This is a genomic window from Micromonospora sp. NPDC047753 (assembly GCF_040642735.1).
Lineage (GTDB): Bacteria > Actinomycetota > Actinomycetes > Mycobacteriales > Micromonosporaceae > Micromonospora.
Genome location: NZ_JBEYSL010000014.1, coordinates 16293 through 32767 on the forward strand (window position 1 = coordinate 16293; position 16475 = coordinate 32767).

The 16475-nt window shown below is 71.6% G+C and carries 20 protein-coding genes; 12 read left to right on the forward strand and 8 right to left on the reverse strand.

Annotated elements, in window-relative coordinates; genetic code table 11:
* Positions 1–52: 52 nt before the first annotated feature.
* Both ABZ749_RS02595 and ABZ749_RS02600 read left to right on the forward strand, forming a co-directional pair.
* The gene (locus ABZ749_RS02595) at positions 53–922 is read left to right on the forward strand and encodes a fructosamine kinase family protein (protein ID WP_357222057.1); all 870 of its coding nucleotides are present in this window, start codon (positions 53–55) and stop codon (positions 920–922) included.
* A gap of 123 nt (positions 923–1045) precedes the next feature.
* The gene (locus ABZ749_RS02600) at positions 1046–2248 is read left to right on the forward strand and encodes an MFS transporter (RefSeq protein WP_357222060.1); all 1203 of its coding nucleotides are present in this window, start codon (positions 1046–1048) and stop codon (positions 2246–2248) included.
* Here ABZ749_RS02600 and ABZ749_RS02605 read toward each other — a convergent pair.
* Positions 2245–3456 (reverse strand): MFS transporter, encoded by a 1212-nt coding sequence (locus tag ABZ749_RS02605; protein WP_357222061.1) that lies wholly within the window; start codon positions 3454–3456, stop codon positions 2245–2247. The two genes, ABZ749_RS02600 and ABZ749_RS02605, sit on opposite strands and share 4 nt — an antisense overlap.
* Positions 3457–3528: 72 nt before the next feature.
* On the opposite strand from ABZ749_RS02605, the gene ABZ749_RS02610 reads away from it, so the two are divergent.
* Entirely contained in the window at positions 3529–4371 is an 843-nt protein-coding gene (locus ABZ749_RS02610) for a LysR family transcriptional regulator (RefSeq protein ID WP_355006962.1), read from the forward strand.
* Between the two features lie 16 nt (positions 4372–4387).
* Here the strand turns inward: ABZ749_RS02610 and ABZ749_RS02615 are convergent, their stop codons facing one another.
* Both ABZ749_RS02615 and ABZ749_RS02620 read right to left on the reverse strand, forming a co-directional pair.
* Entirely contained in the window at positions 4388–4843 is a 456-nt protein-coding gene (locus ABZ749_RS02615) for a hypothetical protein (RefSeq protein WP_357222062.1), read from the reverse strand.
* Entirely contained in the window at positions 4840–5241 is a 402-nt protein-coding gene (locus ABZ749_RS02620; RefSeq protein ID WP_357222064.1) for a DUF6069 family protein, read from the reverse strand. Before ABZ749_RS02620 ends, ABZ749_RS02615 begins: the two co-directional genes overlap by 4 nt.
* Positions 5242–5432: 191 nt before the next feature.
* Between ABZ749_RS02620 and ABZ749_RS02625 the strand changes: the two genes are divergently transcribed.
* Positions 5433–6533: a histidine kinase gene (locus ABZ749_RS02625; protein ID WP_357222066.1), complete on the forward strand. Its 1101-nt coding sequence runs from the start codon at positions 5433–5435 to the stop codon at positions 6531–6533.
* Positions 6530–7183, forward strand: coding sequence for a response regulator transcription factor (locus tag ABZ749_RS02630; RefSeq protein ID WP_357222068.1), 654 nt, complete (start codon positions 6530–6532; stop codon positions 7181–7183). Before ABZ749_RS02625 ends, ABZ749_RS02630 begins: the two co-directional genes overlap by 4 nt.
* Positions 7184–7196: 13 nt before the next feature.
* On the opposite strand, the gene ABZ749_RS02635 is transcribed toward ABZ749_RS02630, so the two are convergent.
* Positions 7197–7667: a hypothetical protein gene (locus ABZ749_RS02635; RefSeq protein WP_357222070.1), complete on the reverse strand. Its 471-nt coding sequence runs from the start codon at positions 7665–7667 to the stop codon at positions 7197–7199.
* Complete coding sequence (locus ABZ749_RS02640) at positions 7664–8257, reverse strand: CDP-alcohol phosphatidyltransferase family protein (protein WP_357222072.1); 594 nt, start codon at positions 8255–8257, stop codon at positions 7664–7666. The genes ABZ749_RS02635 and ABZ749_RS02640 overlap by 4 nt, the downstream gene beginning before the upstream one ends.
* A gap of 138 nt (positions 8258–8395) precedes the next feature.
* Here ABZ749_RS02640 and ABZ749_RS02645 point away from each other — a divergent pair, with 138 nt between their 5' ends.
* Both ABZ749_RS02645 and ABZ749_RS02650 read left to right on the forward strand, forming a co-directional pair.
* Complete coding sequence (locus tag ABZ749_RS02645) at positions 8396–9502, forward strand: sensor histidine kinase (RefSeq protein ID WP_357222074.1); 1107 nt, start codon at positions 8396–8398, stop codon at positions 9500–9502.
* On the forward strand, positions 9499–10146 hold the full coding sequence (locus ABZ749_RS02650) for a response regulator transcription factor (RefSeq protein ID WP_357222076.1): 648 nt from the start codon (positions 9499–9501) through the stop codon (positions 10144–10146). Before ABZ749_RS02645 ends, ABZ749_RS02650 begins: the two co-directional genes overlap by 4 nt.
* 1 nt (position 10147) lies before the next feature.
* Here ABZ749_RS02650 and ABZ749_RS02655 read toward each other — a convergent pair whose 3' ends face one another.
* Entirely contained in the window at positions 10148–10699 is a 552-nt protein-coding gene (locus ABZ749_RS02655) for a hypothetical protein (protein WP_357222078.1), read from the reverse strand.
* 135 nt (positions 10700–10834) lie between these two features.
* Between ABZ749_RS02655 and ABZ749_RS02660 the strand changes: the two genes are divergently transcribed.
* Positions 10835–11698, forward strand: coding sequence for a TIGR03620 family F420-dependent LLM class oxidoreductase (locus ABZ749_RS02660; RefSeq protein WP_357222080.1), 864 nt, complete (start codon positions 10835–10837; stop codon positions 11696–11698).
* A 66-nt stretch (positions 11699–11764) separates the two neighbouring features.
* Here ABZ749_RS02660 and ABZ749_RS02665 read toward each other — a convergent pair whose 3' ends face one another.
* Entirely contained in the window at positions 11765–12670 is a 906-nt protein-coding gene (locus ABZ749_RS02665) for an SDR family NAD(P)-dependent oxidoreductase (RefSeq protein ID WP_357222082.1), read from the reverse strand.
* A 37-nt stretch (positions 12671–12707) separates the two neighbouring features.
* Here ABZ749_RS02665 and ABZ749_RS02670 point away from each other — a divergent pair, with 37 nt between their 5' ends.
* From ABZ749_RS02670 to ABZ749_RS02685, 4 genes are all read left to right on the forward strand, one after another.
* Positions 12708–13151 (forward strand): MerR family transcriptional regulator, encoded by a 444-nt coding sequence (locus ABZ749_RS02670; protein ID WP_357222084.1) that lies wholly within the window; start codon positions 12708–12710, stop codon positions 13149–13151.
* A gap of 108 nt (positions 13152–13259) precedes the next feature.
* Positions 13260–13430 carry a hypothetical protein gene (locus ABZ749_RS02675; protein ID WP_357222086.1) on the forward strand — a complete coding sequence of 57 codons (171 nt, stop codon included), beginning with the start codon at positions 13260–13262 and terminating at the stop codon, positions 13428–13430.
* A gap of 298 nt (positions 13431–13728) precedes the next feature.
* Positions 13729–15024 (forward strand): GAF domain-containing protein, encoded by a 1296-nt coding sequence (locus ABZ749_RS02680; RefSeq protein ID WP_357222088.1) that lies wholly within the window; start codon positions 13729–13731, stop codon positions 15022–15024.
* 14 nt (positions 15025–15038) lie between these two features.
* Positions 15039–15218: a hypothetical protein gene (locus ABZ749_RS02685; protein WP_357222090.1), complete on the forward strand. Its 180-nt coding sequence runs from the start codon at positions 15039–15041 to the stop codon at positions 15216–15218.
* 93 nt (positions 15219–15311) lie between these two features.
* Here ABZ749_RS02685 and ABZ749_RS02690 read toward each other — a convergent pair whose 3' ends face one another.
* Entirely contained in the window at positions 15312–16454 is a 1143-nt protein-coding gene (locus tag ABZ749_RS02690) for a glycosyl hydrolase 53 family protein (RefSeq protein WP_357222092.1), read from the reverse strand.
* Between the last annotated feature and the right edge of the window lie 21 nt (positions 16455–16475).

Here is a 16475-nt window from a genome sequence, read left to right on the forward strand (position 1 = left end):
CCAGCCACATAGGATCGGGCGACCTCGTACGCCGGAGATGAGGAGCGTCCCCGTGACCCTGCTGGAACGTCTGCACCTGGCCGGTATGCGCGAGGTCGTCGCTGTGCGGCCGGTGACCGGCGGGCTCGCGGCTCTCGCGGGCATCGCCACCCGCCGGGATGCCCCGCCGGTGTTCGTCAAGGCGTTCGCCGACCCGCCGGCCGACGACGTCTTCGTCGCCGAGGCCGAAGGGCTGGCCGCACTGCGCGACCTGGGCGGCGTGGCGACACCCGAGGTGATCCTGGCGGATCGGGACGTACTGGTGTTGTCGGTGTTGCGCGAGAGGCCGCGCAGCGAGGCCTTCTGGGAGCAGTTCGCACACCTGCTCGCCCGCCTGCACCTGAGCACGACCCATCCCCGTTTCGGCTGGCACCACGACAACTGGCTGGGCCGTCGCCGTCAGGTCAACACGTGGAACGACGACGGCTTCGCCTTCTTCGCCGAGCACCGGCTGCTGCGTTGGCTCGACGAGCCCCGCGTCGAGGCCGCGCTCGACGCGGAGGACCGGTCGGCGCTGGAACGGCTCTGCGACCGGCTGCCCGACCTGCTGCCGGAGCGTCCGGCGTGCCTGACGCACGGCGACCTGTGGGCACAGAACGTCCTGGCCACCACGGACGGAGAGCCGGCGCTGATCGACCCGGCCGTGTCGTACCTGTGGGCCGAGGTCGACCTCGCGCACGTGTGGTCCACCTCGCCTCCGCCCGAGGCACGACGGATGTTCGACGTCTACGCGGAGCTGACCTCGCTCGACGCCGGCTGGGAGGCCCGGATGCCGGTCATCCAGCTGCGACAACACCTCGCCGTGCTGGCTCAGTTCGACGACGACTGGGGCGCGGCCGACCAGATCCGCGACGTCCTTGCCCCGTTCCGGACGCGATCCTGATCGAAGGGCCCGGTGGCCGACCACGGAGACCGGCCCGGCCGATCTCGCCCGGCCGCCGAGACCCGCCAGCGGAGCGGGGCCGGCCCCTCGATTACGGTGACCCCCTGGGATGGGGGGTGGATCATGGCACCGGAGATGTCGCCACGAAGGGCCAGGGCCGTGCTCGTCACGCTCTCCCTGGCCGCGTTTGCGTTCATCACGACCGAACTGCTGCCCGTCGGTCTGCTGACCCGCATCGCGCCCGATCTGGACCGGTCCCGCTCACAGGTGGGCCTGCTGGTCAGTGGGTACGCAATCGTGGTGGTGCTGGCGTCCGTGCCGCTGACCCGACTGACCCAGCGGGTCCCCCGGCGGCACCTGCTCGGCGTCACGATGCTCCTGTTCGCCGCCGCGAACGCCGCCGCCGCGCTCGCGCCGACGTACGCCGTACTGGCCGGCACCCGCCTGGTGACCGCCCTCGCCCAGGCGCTGTTCTGGTCCGTCGCCACGGCGACCGTGATCGGGCCGTTCCCGGTCGCGGTACGCGGTCGGGCGGTGGCGCTGTTCGCGACCGGGGCGACGCTCGCCCCGGTGCTCGGCGTACCCCTCGGCACCTGGCTCGGGCAGCAGGCCGGCTGGCGGGCGGCGTTCGCGGTGCTGGCCGGGATCGGGGTGGTGATCGCCGCCGCGGTGCTGCTCCTTCTGCCCTCCTATCCCCCGGCCGCCGGCGGCGCTGCCCGGGGAAGCGCACCGGACGGCCGGCGCTTTGCCGTCTTGCTGACCGCCACCGCCCTCGGCATCGGCGGCTTCATGACCCTGCAGACCTACGTGACACCGTTCCTGCTCGACGTCAGCGGCTTCGCCGACGCGGTGCTGGCGCCGTTGCTGTTCGTCTCCGGCGCGGCCGGCGTCGTCGGCACCCTGGTCGCGGCCCGGACTCTGGACACCCGACCGATCGCTTCGCTGCTGACGCCGCTGGGCATCGGTACGGCCTCGCTGCTCGGACTGCACGCGCTCGGCGCGCTCAAGCCGGGCGTGGTCGCGCTTCTCGCCGGGATCGGCCTCGCGTACGCGGCGTTCGGCTCCGCCGTGCAGAACCGGATGCTGCACCTGGCCCCGGGCAGCACCGACATCGCGTCGGCCGGGGTCAGCGTCGCCTTCAACGCCGGCATCGCCGGCGGATCACTGCTCGGCGGTGCCCTCCTGCCCGCCTCGGGGGCACGCCCGCTGGCGCTCGCCGGCGGACTGCTGACGCTGGCCGCGCTCACGCTGCTCGCCGTGGACGCCCGCCGCAACCGCACCGCACCCGCCAGCCGTGTCTCCGACCTCCACGGAGAGAACACCTAGAGCGCTGGCCGACCTGCGGTGGTCCCCGGCATCGCCCGGCGACGTTGTCGCGCGGGTGATCGGCCGGACAGCAGGTATCCGGTCCCCGCGGCGGCCAGGCCGGCCAGACCGGCCGCCGCGAAACCGGCCGCCGGCACGGAGAGGTCGATCGCCACACCGATGAGCGGGGATCCGAGCGCGAAACCGGCGCTCTGCGCCGACGATTGCAGACCCGTCACCTCGCCGCGCGCGCCGGGCGGCGCCAGGCGGCTCACCGCGTCGGCCACCGAGCCAAGGGTCGGCGCGGTGAGGAGGCCGCTTCCCACGACGGCCACGCACAGCCAGGGCCAGTCGTGAGCCAGTCCGGCGGGAATCGTCACGAGCCCGAGCAGGGCGAGCAGCAGCCAGGTGGGCAGCGGCCGGGTCAGCGCGCCGTAGACCAGCCCGCCGATGACCGACGACACGCCGAACACCACGACGACCACGGCGGCCCAGGACACCTGACCCGCCTCTCGCAGCGTGGCGACGATGGCGAGATCGACGCCGCTGAGCAGCGTCGTCGTCCCGAACGCCATCGTCAGCGCGGCGATCATCCTCGCGCTCAGCCACTGCCGTCGTGGGGGTCGTTCCGCGGTGGCGGCCTCCGCCTCGTCCCGAGCGTGCATCGGTGGGTTGAGCACGGCGATTCCGACGCCGCCGGCCAGGATCGCGGCGCCGACCCCCCAGGCCACCGCGTCGGGGGACACCGTCGCCGCGCCCAGGATCACCACCGCCGGCCCCACGATGTACGACAGCTCGCCCTGCACGGCTTCCAGCGCGAACGCGGCCCGGCGCTGCTCCGACGTCGTCATCGCGGCGATCGCCTGCCTGCTCACCGCCTGGGCCGGCACCATCAGCAGGCCCGCCACGAAGCTGGCGACCAGCAGGAACCCGTACGGCAGGACCGGCACGCCCAGCCAGAACACGACCTGCGCGCCGGCGGTCACCAGCAGGACGGGACGCAGGCCCCGCAAATCGATCATGCGGCCGAGCAGTGGCCCACCCAGTGCCACTCCGGCGGTCAGCGCCGCCGCGACCCCGCCCGCCGCCGCGTAGCTCAGCTCCAGGCCGAGGACGACGAAGAGGGTAAGCGCCATGACGTCGGCGGTTATCGCGGTGCGGGCGAGCAGTGAGACGCCCAGCAGCGGTGCCATCCCTGGCACGGCGAGCACCTGCCGGTAACTGGTCACCCGTCTGACGCTAGCCCCGCCCGCACGCCATAAGAAGACGTCAACTTGTTGAGGCTGGCATAATGAATCCTTATGGCAAGAGACCTGGAGACCGCCCTGCTGCGGTCGTTCGTCGCCGCCGTACGGGAAGGCAGCATCAGCCGTGCCGCGACCGCGCTCGGGCAGACCCAGCCCGGTCTCAGCCAACAGCTGCGCAAGCTCGAAACCGTCGTCGGTCGACCGCTGCTGCACCGGTCGTCGTCTGGTGTCTCGCCGACCCGGGCAGGCGAAGAGATCCTGCCGTACGCCGAACGCATCCTCGCGCTCTCCGCACAGGCACTCGCCGAGACCGGCCGGGCGCTCACCGGCCACTGTGGCGTCGGGTTGCTCGAAGACCTCGCCGCGTCGCACCTTCCGCAGGCCCTCGCCGACCTCGCCCGGCTGCATCCCGGCGCGACGCTGGAGGTGCTCAGCTGCTCCAACGCCGCCATGCGGGAGGCGTACGACGCGGGACGCGTCCAACTCGTGCTCGACGCGGTACCCGACATTCCCGGACCGCCCCGCTGGACGGTGCGCGCCCCGCTGGTCTGGGCGACCGGGCAGGGTGTGGACGTGGCCGCCGACCCGCTGCCGGTGGTGCTCTTCTCCAACCCGTGCTCCTGGCGTACGTCGGTGCTGGACGCCCTGGAGCGTGCCGATCGGCGTTGGCGGGTGGCCTTCGAGAGCAACAGCCTGGTCGGGGTGCTCGCCGCGGTACGGGCCGGGCTCGGCGTGGCGGCGCTCATGCCCGCGAACCTCGAACCGGCCATGATCTGCCGGGACACCGATGCCCTGCCCGTCCTGCCGGACGTCGAGTTCGGTCTCGCCCGGCACCCCCGTACCGACGGTGATCCGCTGATCGACGCCGTGGAGACCGTGCTCCGTCGCCTCGTCTGAGCACGCGCCTGGGCGGTCACCCACCCGCCCCGCTGACGACCGCCATCATGATCAGGGTGCGTCGCCGACGCTGACTCGTCAGCGCGAAACAGGCGGTGAGCACCACCAGCTCCAGCTCGGCCCACTCACCGGTGACGTCGACGCGGATCGGCCCGCCGCGTCGACCGGGGAGGCGTACCGCGAGGCGGTGCCCGTCGCGTACCAGTTCACCGCCGCAGCGACCGGGCGCCCAGTGGGCCACCCCGCCGGGCCCTGGCACGTGCGACCGGCGCGGGTCGAGCCGCACCGGCACGCCGTGCTCGCCCTGGGCGGTGAACCCGATGCGTCGGCGGTCGGTCGGTGCGACAGTCCAGCGGCCGGTGCCGGTGCGGATCTCGCCGCACCGCCAGGTCCAGCCGGTACGCAGCGAAGCGCCCGCCCCGGAGTCGAGGACGAAGGCCCCGTCCTGTTTGCGTACGGTCAGCGTGGTCATCGGCTCGCCCTTTCCGGGCGCGACCGGGGCAGGCCGAGGATGAGGATGACGCCGACGCTCAGGTGCAGCAGCGCGAGGGTCGCCTTCGCTCCCCCGCCGACGCCACTCGGCGGCCCGAGCACGAGTGACAGCAGCAGGACGGCGACCGCGATCGAGGTCCACCAGACGCGGGAGCGGTTGGTGCGGCGTTCCAGCACCGCGAGCAGCGCCCAGCCGGCCAGCGCCGCGACGGCGGTGGCCACGATGACCGCTGCCACCGTGATCTGTCGGGTCGAGTTCGCCGACCTGACCGCCAGGTCGACGCCGGCCGCCGGGCGCAGGAGCGCGAACTCGACCACCGCCACCACGATCGCGCCGACCGTCACCGCGGCCCGTCCCAGGAGAAGGTTGTTCGTCATGGCCTGAGTCTGTGGACCGGGCCGGGCCGGACGCGTCGGTCCAGACGCCGCGGCGGGTACGTCCGCTGGCGGCCCGGCGTACTACCAAAGGAGGTGGTCCGGCCGGCCGCGAGCCCAGTAGCGTGCGCCATGTGGATGCCGCGACGTGCGAGGTCAGGCCGCCGTGGACGTGGCGTTCCGTCCCGGTGGTCGTGACGACCGTGGCGATCGGCGTCCTCGTCGCGACCATGCTGTGGTCCGCCACCCGCTCCAGCTCCGCCGGCCTGGTCGGCCTCGACGTCGCGCTGGCGGTGGCCTCCCTGGCCCTCGTCCCGGTGGTCCTCCGCCGCCCGCAGATCGGTGGTGTGCTGGCCGGCCTGCTCGTCGCGCTGTCTCCGGTGGCCACGCCGGTAGCCAGCTTCGCGGTGCTGTTCATCTCCCGCAACCGGCCGTTTCGGCAAGCTGCGGCGGTGGCGGCGGTCGGCGTGGCGGGCGAGGCGGTGCAGGCGCTCTGGCGGCCGGTGCCCAGCCTGCCCTACGGGTGGCGGCTGGTGCTGATGACTATCGCCTACGCGGCCCTGCTCGGCTGGGGCACCTGGGCGCAGGCCCGCAACGCCCTGCTGGCGGCGCTGCGGGACCGGGCCCGACGGGCCGAGCGGGAGCAGGAACGACGGGTCGACGAGGCGCGGGCGGCGGAGCGCAACCGGATCGCGCGGGAGATGCACGACGTGCTGGCCCACCGGCTGTCCCTGCTGGCGGCGGCTGCCGGCGCGATGGAGTACCGGCCGGACGCGCCGCCGGAGCGGCTCAGCGCCGCCGCCGGGGTGATCCGGGCCAGCGCACACCACGCTCTCGACGAGCTGCGCGAGGTCATCACCCTGCTGCGCAGCGACGACACCGAGTCGCCGACCGACGCGCCACCCGGGCAGACCCTCGCCGACCTGCCGCGCCTGGTCGACGAGGCACGGGCCGCCGGGCAACAGATCGAGGTCGACGAGCCGTTCGGCCCGCCGGTAGAGATCCCCCCGACGGTTGGCCGCACCGCGTACCGGATCGCGCAGGAGGCACTCACGAACGCCCGCAAACACGCCGCCGGTCAGCCGGTCCGGCTGGTGCTCGGCGGCGCGCCCGGCTCCGGGCTGAGCATCGCGGTGAGCAACCCGACCACGCCCGACAGCGGTGCCGCCGGTAGCGCCGGTACCGGCCTGATCGGCCTCGCCGAACGGGCTGCGCTCGCCGGCGGTCGGGTCGCCCACCACGTCGACGCCGGAGGTCGGTTCCACCTCACCGCGTGGTTGCCGTGGCCGAGGTGACGGCTCCGATCCGGGTCGTCATCGTCGACGACGATCCTCTCGTACGGGGAATGCTCACGCTGATGCTCGACGGCGCCGACAGGATCGTCGTGGTGGGCGAGGCCGCCGACGGCGCCACGGCGATCACGGCGGTGGATCGGCACCTGCCCGACGTGGTGCTGATGGACATCAGGATGCCCGGCGTCAACGGCATCACCGCCACCGAACGCCTGCGCCGCCGCCACCGGCCACCCGAGATCATCGTGCTCACCACGTTCGACACCGACGAGCACGTGCTGCGGGCGCTCCGAGCGGGCGCGAGCGGCTTCCTGCTCAAGGACACCCCGCCCGAGCAGATCAGCCAGGCGGTCCGCGCGGTGGCGGCCGGCAACCCGATGCTGTCGCCGGGCGTGACGCGCCGCCTCATGCAGCGGGTCGCGTCGGGGGCCGAGTCCTACGAGCAGGCGCACGACCGGTTGGCCCTGCTCACGCCCCGGGAACGCGACGTCGTGCTGGCCATCGCGCAGGGGCGCTCCAACGCCGAGATCGCCAGCGAGCTGCTGATGAGCGTGACGACAGTGAAGGCACACGTCTCGCACATCCTGACCAAGCTGGACCTCGACAACCGCACCCAGATCGCCCTGCTCGCCCACGACGGTCGGCTCCTCTGACGGGGAGCCGGGGTCAGGCCAGCACCGCTGGCAGCACGAGCAGGGCGAAACGGATCACCCGTCCGGAGAGGCAGGCGACGGCGAACTCCCAGCGTCGAAGACCCGCGGTGCCGGCGGCGAGGCTGACGACGGCCAGCGGTGGAACTCCGACCGCGGCGGAGGCCAGCACGGTCGGCAGGGCCGTGCGGCGGCGGGAGAGCCAGCGTCGGATCGGCTCGGTCCACCGCGCGGCCCGAGTCGCCGCGCGACCTGACTTCGCCCGCTTCGCGATCTTCAGGGCCAGCCGCCCCGACCCACGACGCGCCGACTCGAACAGCAGCAGCTTGCCGGCGGTCTGCCCGAGCGCCAGGGCGAGCACGGCGATGAGAGCGTGGCCGCCGCGCTGCCCGGCGACCACGGCGTAGGCCTCGGCGTTGACGATCGGGACGAGCGCCGACGCGACACCGTAGCCGAGCGCCACCACGGCCTCGACGAGGCTGCTCATGCGCGGCCGTCCCGTTCGAGCAGCCGGACCACCGCGGCGACCGACCACAGCTTGACCGCCACGACGGCGACGGCGACGGCCAGCGCGAGCAGGTACTGCCCGAACGCGATGGCGCCGATGACGCCGGCGGTGTTGGCGACCTTGGCCAGCGGCGACCAGTTCCACGCCCACACCCGCCGGTCGACCAGGTGGAAGTAGTTGGGGCTGAGCACCGGCCAGCACAGGAACGCCAGCGACAGCATGGTGTCCAGCACCAGGAACGAGAGCAGGAAGACCACTGCCACGACCGCGACGTCCGGCACGAGGGACACCAGGCCGACGCAGAGTACGGCGGTGCACGCCCGGTCGCTCACGATGTCGAAGACGGCCCCCGCCCGGGTCTCCTGGCCGAGTCGGCGGGCAGCCCAGCCGTCGAGGACGTCACCAAGCCAGTAGATACCGTACGATACCGCCATCAATGCCACCGACCCGGAGACGAGGGCCACGATCCCGACGGTGACAGCGGCGACCGTGCGAACGGCGGTGATGTAGTTGGGAACCGTACGAAGCGGGCCGACGGTGATGGCGGCGCGGGAGTCGACGAGAGTCACCTCCGCAGAGTCGTCCGGCGAGCGTTCTCGCGGAACGTGCCGCGGTGCCGTTCTGGTTCCGAGGGCGGTACCGGGGTGCCGGCCGATCCGGTACCCGGGTACTGGCCGGTCTTGCGGCCCGTCACGGAGACTGTGCTGGTGCTGACTGGAATCCGCGAACGGCTGCGCGACCCCGGACGGGTGCGCCGGCTCGCGTACGCTGCGGCGGCTCTGATCATCGCGGCCGTGGTCACCACCGTCGAGGACGGTGTGTCCGTGCCGGCGGGCTGGGCGTGGCTGGTGCTGCCGGTCGGCCTCGGGGCCACGGCGCTGCGCCCCCGCTACCGCACCCTGGTCTTCGCGGTCTGCGCGGGTGTCGTGGCGGTCGTGAGCACCGGAGAGTCGGTGCAGCTGGGCCTCGCGGCAGCCGGCCTGGTGTTCGTCTCGGTCTGCGAGGACCCGGCTCGACACCCGTGGCTGGGGTGGGTGGTTGGCCTGATCGGCGCGGCCGGCGCCCTCATCATCGCGCTGCTCAACGAGCGAGGGGTGTACGAGCAGCCGCTCTTCTTCGTGACGGCCGGCTACCTCCTGGCGGTCCTGTTCCGATCATGGTCGCGTGGCTTCGCCCTGACCCGGGAGACAGGCGAGCTACGCGAGGAGGCGGCCTGGCGCGAGCAGCGCACCAACCTGGCCCGCGAGCTGCATGACGTGGTCGGCCACCACGTCACCGCGATGGTGGTGCAGGCCGAGGCGGGCCAGCTCAGTGACGATCCGGGGGCGGCGCTGCGGGCGATCGCGGGTAGTGGCCGCACCGCACTGAGCGAGCTCGACACGCTCGTCGTGCACCTGCGCGATCCCACCGCGTCGATAGCGGTGAGCGCGCCGCCGCGCCTGTCCGACATCGACGAGCTGCTCGCCCAGCCGTTACGTCAACAGGGCGTGACGGTGCGGGTCGAGCTGGATTCCGACCCGGGCCTCGACGAGATCGGTGTGTTGACCGCCTACCGCATCGCCCAGGAGGCCCTCACCAACATCTCCCGGCACGCGAGAGCCACGGCGGCCTGGGTCGAGCTGACCCGGATCGGCGACCATGTTCGCCTGCGGATCAGCGACGACGGCATCGGCCCACCCCGCGCAGCCACGAAAGGCTCGGGTCTGCTCGGCATCGGGGAACGTGTCTCCGCGCGCGGCGGGAGCTGGGAGCTGAGCCAGCGCCCCGGCGGAGGCACAGTGGTGCAGGCCAATCTTCCGGTGGTGAACCCGTGATCCGCGTCGCGGTCGCCGATGACCAGGAACTGGTCCGGGACGGCTTCAGCCTGATCCTGCGATCGCAAGCCGACATCCAGGTCGCGGCCGAGGCGGCCGACGGGCGGCAGTTGCTCGACGCGGTGCGGCGCGACTCCCGCATCGACGTAGCCCTCGTCGACATCCGCATGCCGATACTCGACGGCCTGCAAGCCACCCGCGAGCTGGCCAGAATCCCACACTCGCCGGCCGTCATCGTCGTCACCACCTTCGACGACGACGCCTACGTCCTGGACGCCATCGCCGCCGGCGCACGCGGATTCCTGCTCAAGAGGTCCAGCGCGCGCGACCTCATCGCCGCGGTGCGCACCGTCGCGGCCGGCGAGGCGGTCCTCTCCGCCGAGGTCACCGGCGCCGTACTCGACCGGGTCCGCGCCACCGGGCCGGCCACCCAGGTGGAGTTGGCGGCCTACCAGCTGACCGCTCGGGAGACCGACGTGCTCGCCCTGATCGGCGCCGGGCTCAACAACAACGAGATCGCCGAACGCCTCTACCTGTCGATGAGCACCGTGAAGACCCACGTGACAAACGTGCTGGCCAAGACCGGCAGCCGTGATCGTGTAGGAGCCGCCATCCTGGCGATCCAGGCCGGCCTCACACCGTGACTCAGGAGCCGGCGAGTGCCAGCCGGCTTCCCGGGCTGGCCTGCCAACCTCCGAAGAGCGTCCGCGCCACGAATGCGATGAAGAGGGCCGACGCGATGGTCAACACCACGGCCACCGGGGTGACGTGCTCGGCCTGCCACTCGACATCACCAGCGGTGGTGGTCGCCTGATCGATGCCGACGATGTCGATCCCCGGCAGCAGCGAAGCCGGGTACCACAACGGCGCGTAGGAATATGGCAGGCCGGCACCACCGTCGAGCGTCCAGTAACCGGCCCCGTCGTAGATCAACGCACTGTCGAGGACGACCGCCACGTCGCAGGCGACCAGGGCCGCGACGCACAGCAGCACGGTGGCGCTCCTGACGCGCCCTGACCTCGCCAGCCTGCTCGACAGGAATGCGCCCGCGCCGAGCAGCGCCGCCCACACGATGCCGGTGAGCGCCCCGATCGGCAGGTACTCGACACGCGGGCCGTGCGCGAACAGCACAAGGAGGAGCACCGTCAGGATCCACAGCGAACCGATCCGCACGGTCACCGACCAGATCGAACCCATGTGGCGAACCTACCGTGAACCGGCTCGGCTCATGGCCCCACAAACCCTGCCTGGCCACACCGCGGCCAGCCGTCGGGATCAGCCTTGGCGGCGTTACCCGAAGCGGTCACCGGCTGAGGGTCGTAGGGTTCCGGTATGGCACAACGACTCGTGAGCGTATGGCAACCGTTCTTCCTTGCTAGCGAGAGTCAGGGCGCGGCCATCGACGCCGCGACAGAGTTGGAGGGCCTCGGCTACTCCCGAATCTGGTTCTCCGGTGGTTTCGGCGAGAACGTCGCCCCCCGCTTCCGGGAGATCCTGGACGGGACCACGCGCATCGGGGTCGCGACCGGGATCCTCAGCATCTGGCACTCGTCGCCACCCGAGGCGGCGGCGTTCGCCCAGGACGCGGAGCAGGCGCACCCCGGCCGGTTCCTGCTCGGTCTGGGCGCCAGCCACGCGGTGGTGGTGGAAAGTGGCGGCACCGACTATCGCAAGCCGTACTCACGGATGGTCGATTACCTCGACGGCCTCGACGCGGCCGGGCTTACGCCCGAGCGGCGCATCCTTGCGGCACTGGGCCCCCGGATGCTCGAACTCTCCCGCGACCGCTCGACCGGGGCGCACCCGTACTTCGTCCCTGCCGAGCACACGGCCGAAGCCCGGGCGGCGATCGGGCCCGACCGGCTGCTCGCCCCCGAGGTCGCCGTGGTCCTCGACGCGGACGCCACCACCGCGCGCGCCACCGCCCGCCAGTACACGAGCGGGTATCTCGCGCTGCCGAACTACACCAACAACCTGCGGCGATTCGGCTGGACCGACGAGGACTTCGCCGACGGCGGCAGTGACCGCCTCGTCGACGCCCTGATCCCGTGGGGCACCGTCGAAGAGGTGGTGGCCGGGTTGGAGAAGCACTACCAGGCCGGCGCCGACGAGGTGGCGATCCAGGTGCTCAACGGAGGCGACGACAAGGCATTCCCCGTCGACGCGTTCCGCGCCCTCGGCGCGGCCCTGATCTGACCTCCGAAAGCCCGGCGGCACGATCGGGGCATGCCTGTGGTGGAAGCGCCGCGACACCACTCAGGCTCACCCGACGAGGTCGAGGCCGGTCAGGTCGGCCGACAGCGCCCAGAGGCGAGCTGCTTCGCCGCTGTCGGTAGGGCTGCCATCGGTGGTGCGACAGTCCACGCAGTAGGCGCCGCCCTTCGCGTCGAGATGGGGTGACGTGGCGGCCCACACCTGGGTCGCCGCGCCCTGCTCGACCGTCTTGAACAGGCCGGGCGCGGGAGTCCCCTCCGCGTCCATCCAGCCGGCGGCGACCATTTCCTCGACCGCGAGGTGTCGTTGCAGAGGGGTGAGGATCCAGCCGGGGTTCACGGAGAAGGCGCGGACGCCGTGCGTCGCGCCGAGCATGGCGAGGTGGCGGGCGAACAGGATGTTCGCGAGCTTGGACTGGGTGTACGCCTCCCACTTGTCGTAGCCGCGTGCGAACTGCACGTCGTCCCACCGGATCCGCCACGCCGGGTCGCGCCCGGAGGCCACCGAGACGACACGAGCCGCCCCGGCCGTGGTGAGTGCGGGCCACAGGAGGTTCACCAGCGCGTAGTGGCCGAGGTGGTTGATCGCGAAATGCGCCTCCCAGCCGGGCCCCACCCGCGTCTCGGGACAGGCCATGACTCCGGCACCCGCGATCAGGATGTCCAGAGCGGGGTGGTCACGCAGGAACCGTTCGGCGAACGCGTGGACGGAAGCGAGGTCAGCCAGATCGAGCTGGTCGACCTCCACCCCGGCCACGTCGGCGAGTGCCCGCCGCGCCGCGTCGGGCCGGCGAGCGGGGACGACGACCCGAGCCCCGGCCTGGGTGAACGCGCGGGTCGTGGCGAGACCGAGGCCGGAGTAGCCGCCCGTGACGAGGGCGGTCCTGCCGGTGAGGTGGATTCCGGTGAGGACATCAGCAGTAGTGCTGTGGGCACCGAACATGGTGGAGGTCATGCTGCGGACGCTAGGTGCTAGACCGAGGTCTAGGTCAATGGCTACGGTCGAGGCCATGGCGGACGGCGGCCTCAGCATCGGGCAGGTGGCTCAGCGCACCGGGTTGACCGTGCACACTCTGCGGCTATACGAGCGTGCGGGCCTGTTGGCCAGCGACGTGCGCCGCGACGGGTCCGGCAGGCGCGTCTACAGCGCCTGGGACGTCGAGTGGCTGACGAATTGTGTGAAGTTCCGGGCCTCCGGGATGCCGCTCACGACGATCGGCCGCCTGGCCCAACTCGTCCGCGAGGGCAGCGGCAACGAGACCGAACGGCTCGAGCTGCTCCGCGAACACCAACGCCATGTCACCGAGCAGCTCACCCAACTGCAGGACTGCCTCGACCTCATCGACGCCAAGGTGGCCGGCTACGAACGACACCTCACTGCGGGCGCCTCAGGTGATCCGTGGCACGAGCGGCCCCATCCCGCGACGGGAGGATGAATGCGTGATCGGTGACCGGTGGGGCGTGACCAGGAACGAGACGACGCGGTCCTATCCCTGCGACGACTTATCCTCTCACCCGCTCTCCAGGCATGGCGGGGAGTGTCGGTGTCCTACGTCCTGGTGCCCTGGGAGCGGAACACCACGCGCCTACTCCTCAAGGTCGTCATGCAGACGCCCCGCTGGGCCGCACCCGGGCTCTCCGTCGGCGACCTGATCATGGCGCGGCGGCAGTTACTGAACCTGAAGCAACTCGCCGAGCGCAGCCGGCACCGGTGAACGCCAGCCCTCCAAGAGCAGCGAACGTCCGCGACCGGGTGTGGTTCAGGGGGCGGGATGCCGCCGTGTGCCTGCGGGCGGACGGTCAAGCGACCGTTCTGCGACAACGCCTGCCGCGCCTGACCGGATCAGGCCACCGGTCGGGCTCCAGGTTGCGGTGTGTGGTTGATGGGGTAAGACCTGAATGTCGGGCACATGGGTAGGCTGCACCGGCGGTGGCTCCTTCCAGGCAGTGGTAACCACCCGCACCGACCGGTGACACGTTCCCGTATCCGCAGACGAGAGGCGAACCCCCACCATGACCGCGGTACCAGGCCAACGGTCTACTGCCGCTGCGCGTCCGGCCGCTGCCGAGCAAGCAGCGGAGGAGGACCTGCGGGCGCTGTTCGGGCAGTCCATCGCCGTCTTCGCCTCGCTGGCCGGGCCGGAGCACCTGCTGGAGACAGCGAACCCGGCGTTCCTCGCCACCATCGGCGAGGAGCGGGCCCGGGTCGGGGTCGCGCTCGCCGAACTGATGCCAGAACTGGCCGGTCAGGGATTCATCGCGCTCCTGGACCAGGTCCTCCGCACGGGCGAGCCCTACACCGGCCGTGACGTCCGGGTGGTGCTGGGCGGCGGCCCGCAGGCGCGGGAGGCGTTCTTCGACTTCACCTACGAACCGCGCCGGGGCGCCGACGGCAACGTGACCGGCATCCGTGTGCTGGGCGTGGAGACCACGCAGGTCAAGCACGCCCAACGGCTGATGGCCGAACACCGCGCCCTGCTGGAACAGATCGCCCGCCAGGCGCCCCTGACCGAGGTGCTCGACGGGATGGCGCGCTGCATCGAGAACCTCGCACCGCAGGAGGTGCTCGTCTCCGTGCTGCTCGCCGATCCCGACGCCCGGCACCTGCGCCACGGCGCCGCGCCGAGCCTGCCGGACTTCTACAACCAGGCCATCGACGGCATCGCGACCGGCGAAGGTGTCGGTTCGTGCGGCACCGCCGCACACCGGCGGGAACCGGTGATCGTCACCGACATCGCCACCGACCCGTTCTGGGACGACTTCCGGGGGTTGGCCGACCAGGCCGGGTTGGCGGCCTGCTGGTCCACGCCGATCCTGGCCCGCGACGGCGGCCTGTTGGGCACCTTCGCGATGTATCACCGCACCCCGCGCGTCCCGCAGGACACCGACCTCGCCCTCACCCGGCTCTTCGCCGGCACCGCAGCCCTGGCCATCGAACGCCACCACATCGAGCAGGCGAAACTCGCCGCCGAGGCGCGCGCCAAGTCCGCCAGTGACGAGCTGGCCAAGGTGCTGCGCGTGGAGCGGGAACTGCGCGCCGAGGCTGAGCAGCGCGCCGCCGTCGCGGCGGAACTCGCCACCCAGATGCGCGCCGCCGCAGCCGCGCAGGCCGCCGCGCCGCACCCCGAGCACTGCCAGCTCGGCGGCGCCGCCGGTTGCACGGCACCGGCCGAGGTCAAGGTCGCCGATTCGTGGGGTGACGCGGCGTGGGGCTGCCCCGCCCACGTCGAGGAGGCCATCCTCAACGTGCGGTCGGTGTTCATCGCCAGCGAGGAACTCGGCGGCCTGGCCGCCTATCTCAACCGCTGATCAATCGCGGAGCCGTGGCAGTCCGCCTGGTACCGGTGGTGGAGGACCGCACCTCCCGCAACGCCGAGATCACCTGGTCCTACAACTATCTGGGGACGCAGCTCTCCGGCGCGATCTGCGCCCGCCCCGGCGGCGGGGATCTGTATGTGCCCATGCTCGTGACGAAGGTAAGTTGGCAGCCGCGCACCTGCTGATCCTCCCCCGCGGGTGTCTCGGCGACGGGTCATGGCCGCTGCCTGGGCGATCGTGGCAGTGGCCAGGAGCCGTCGCCGCACGTCCGACAGGGGTCAGGGCGTCCACCGTACGCCCGGGTTCACCCGCCCCGACCAGTCGAAGACCGCCATGTTGTCCCACTGATTACCGGTGCCGTTGATGTTGGCCGGGTCCCAGCCGTTGCCGCGGACGGCGTACCAGGTCGGTTCCCAGTAGAAGACGCCGATGGCCCCCGCGTTGCGGGCGGTGTTCTGCACCCAGTCGAACTCCTGGGCCTGCCCGAACCAGGTCGCGCTGATGCCGTCACAGGTCGCGTCGCCGATGGCGTTCGGCTCGCTGTCCGCGTTGTTCCGGGTGAAGGGGTACGCGGTCTCCACGATCACCACCGGCTTGCCGTAGCGCCCACGCAGGTCGACGATGTTGTTGTAGAGGTTCGCCAGGCTGCCGTGCCACATGCAGTAGTACGACTGCGCGGTGATGTCCCACTGCACACCCTGCGCTCGGATGCCGTCGTAGAACCATCGGGCGTTGGCGTTGCTGTCGGCGTTGGCGGTATGGATCATCACCGGGATGCCGCTGCCGCACGCCTTCGTCGCGTTGTAGCCCTGCTTCAGCAGGCCGGCCAGCGGGGCGAAGTCGTTGTTGACGACCTTGCCCTCGTTCCACAGCATCCCGACGTTGATCTCGTTGCCGATCTGCACACTGTCCGGCAGGGTGCCCTGCCCCCGCAGGCTGGAACAGACGTCGTAGGTGAAGGCGTAGACGTCGGTACGCAGTTGGCTGAGGCTGTGGCCGACCCAGGCGGCCGGCTTGTACTGCTTTCCCGGGTCGGCCCAGGTGTCGGAGTAGTGGAAGTCGATGAGCACCTTGAGGCCCTTCGCCCTGGCCGCCCTGGCCTGACCCAGCACCGCGCTCTTGTTGTTGTAGCCGCTGACCGGGTTGTTCCAGACGCGCAACCGGACGTAGTTGACGCCGACGGACTTCAAGATGTCCAGTGGGTCGCGGGCGACGCCACCGGCGTCGTAGTACCCGGCGCCCAGATCCAGGCTGCGCTGCAACGACGAGACGTCGGCACCCCGCATGGTGAGCGTGTTCGCGGCGGAGGCGGGCGCGGGCGCGCCGCCGAGCGTGCTGGCGACGCCGATCTTGGCGATCTCCTCGACGAAGCGCACCCCGGCGTTGACGAAGAACGAGATCCGCTGGACCACGTCGCCCATCCGTTCGGCGGGCACCTGAGC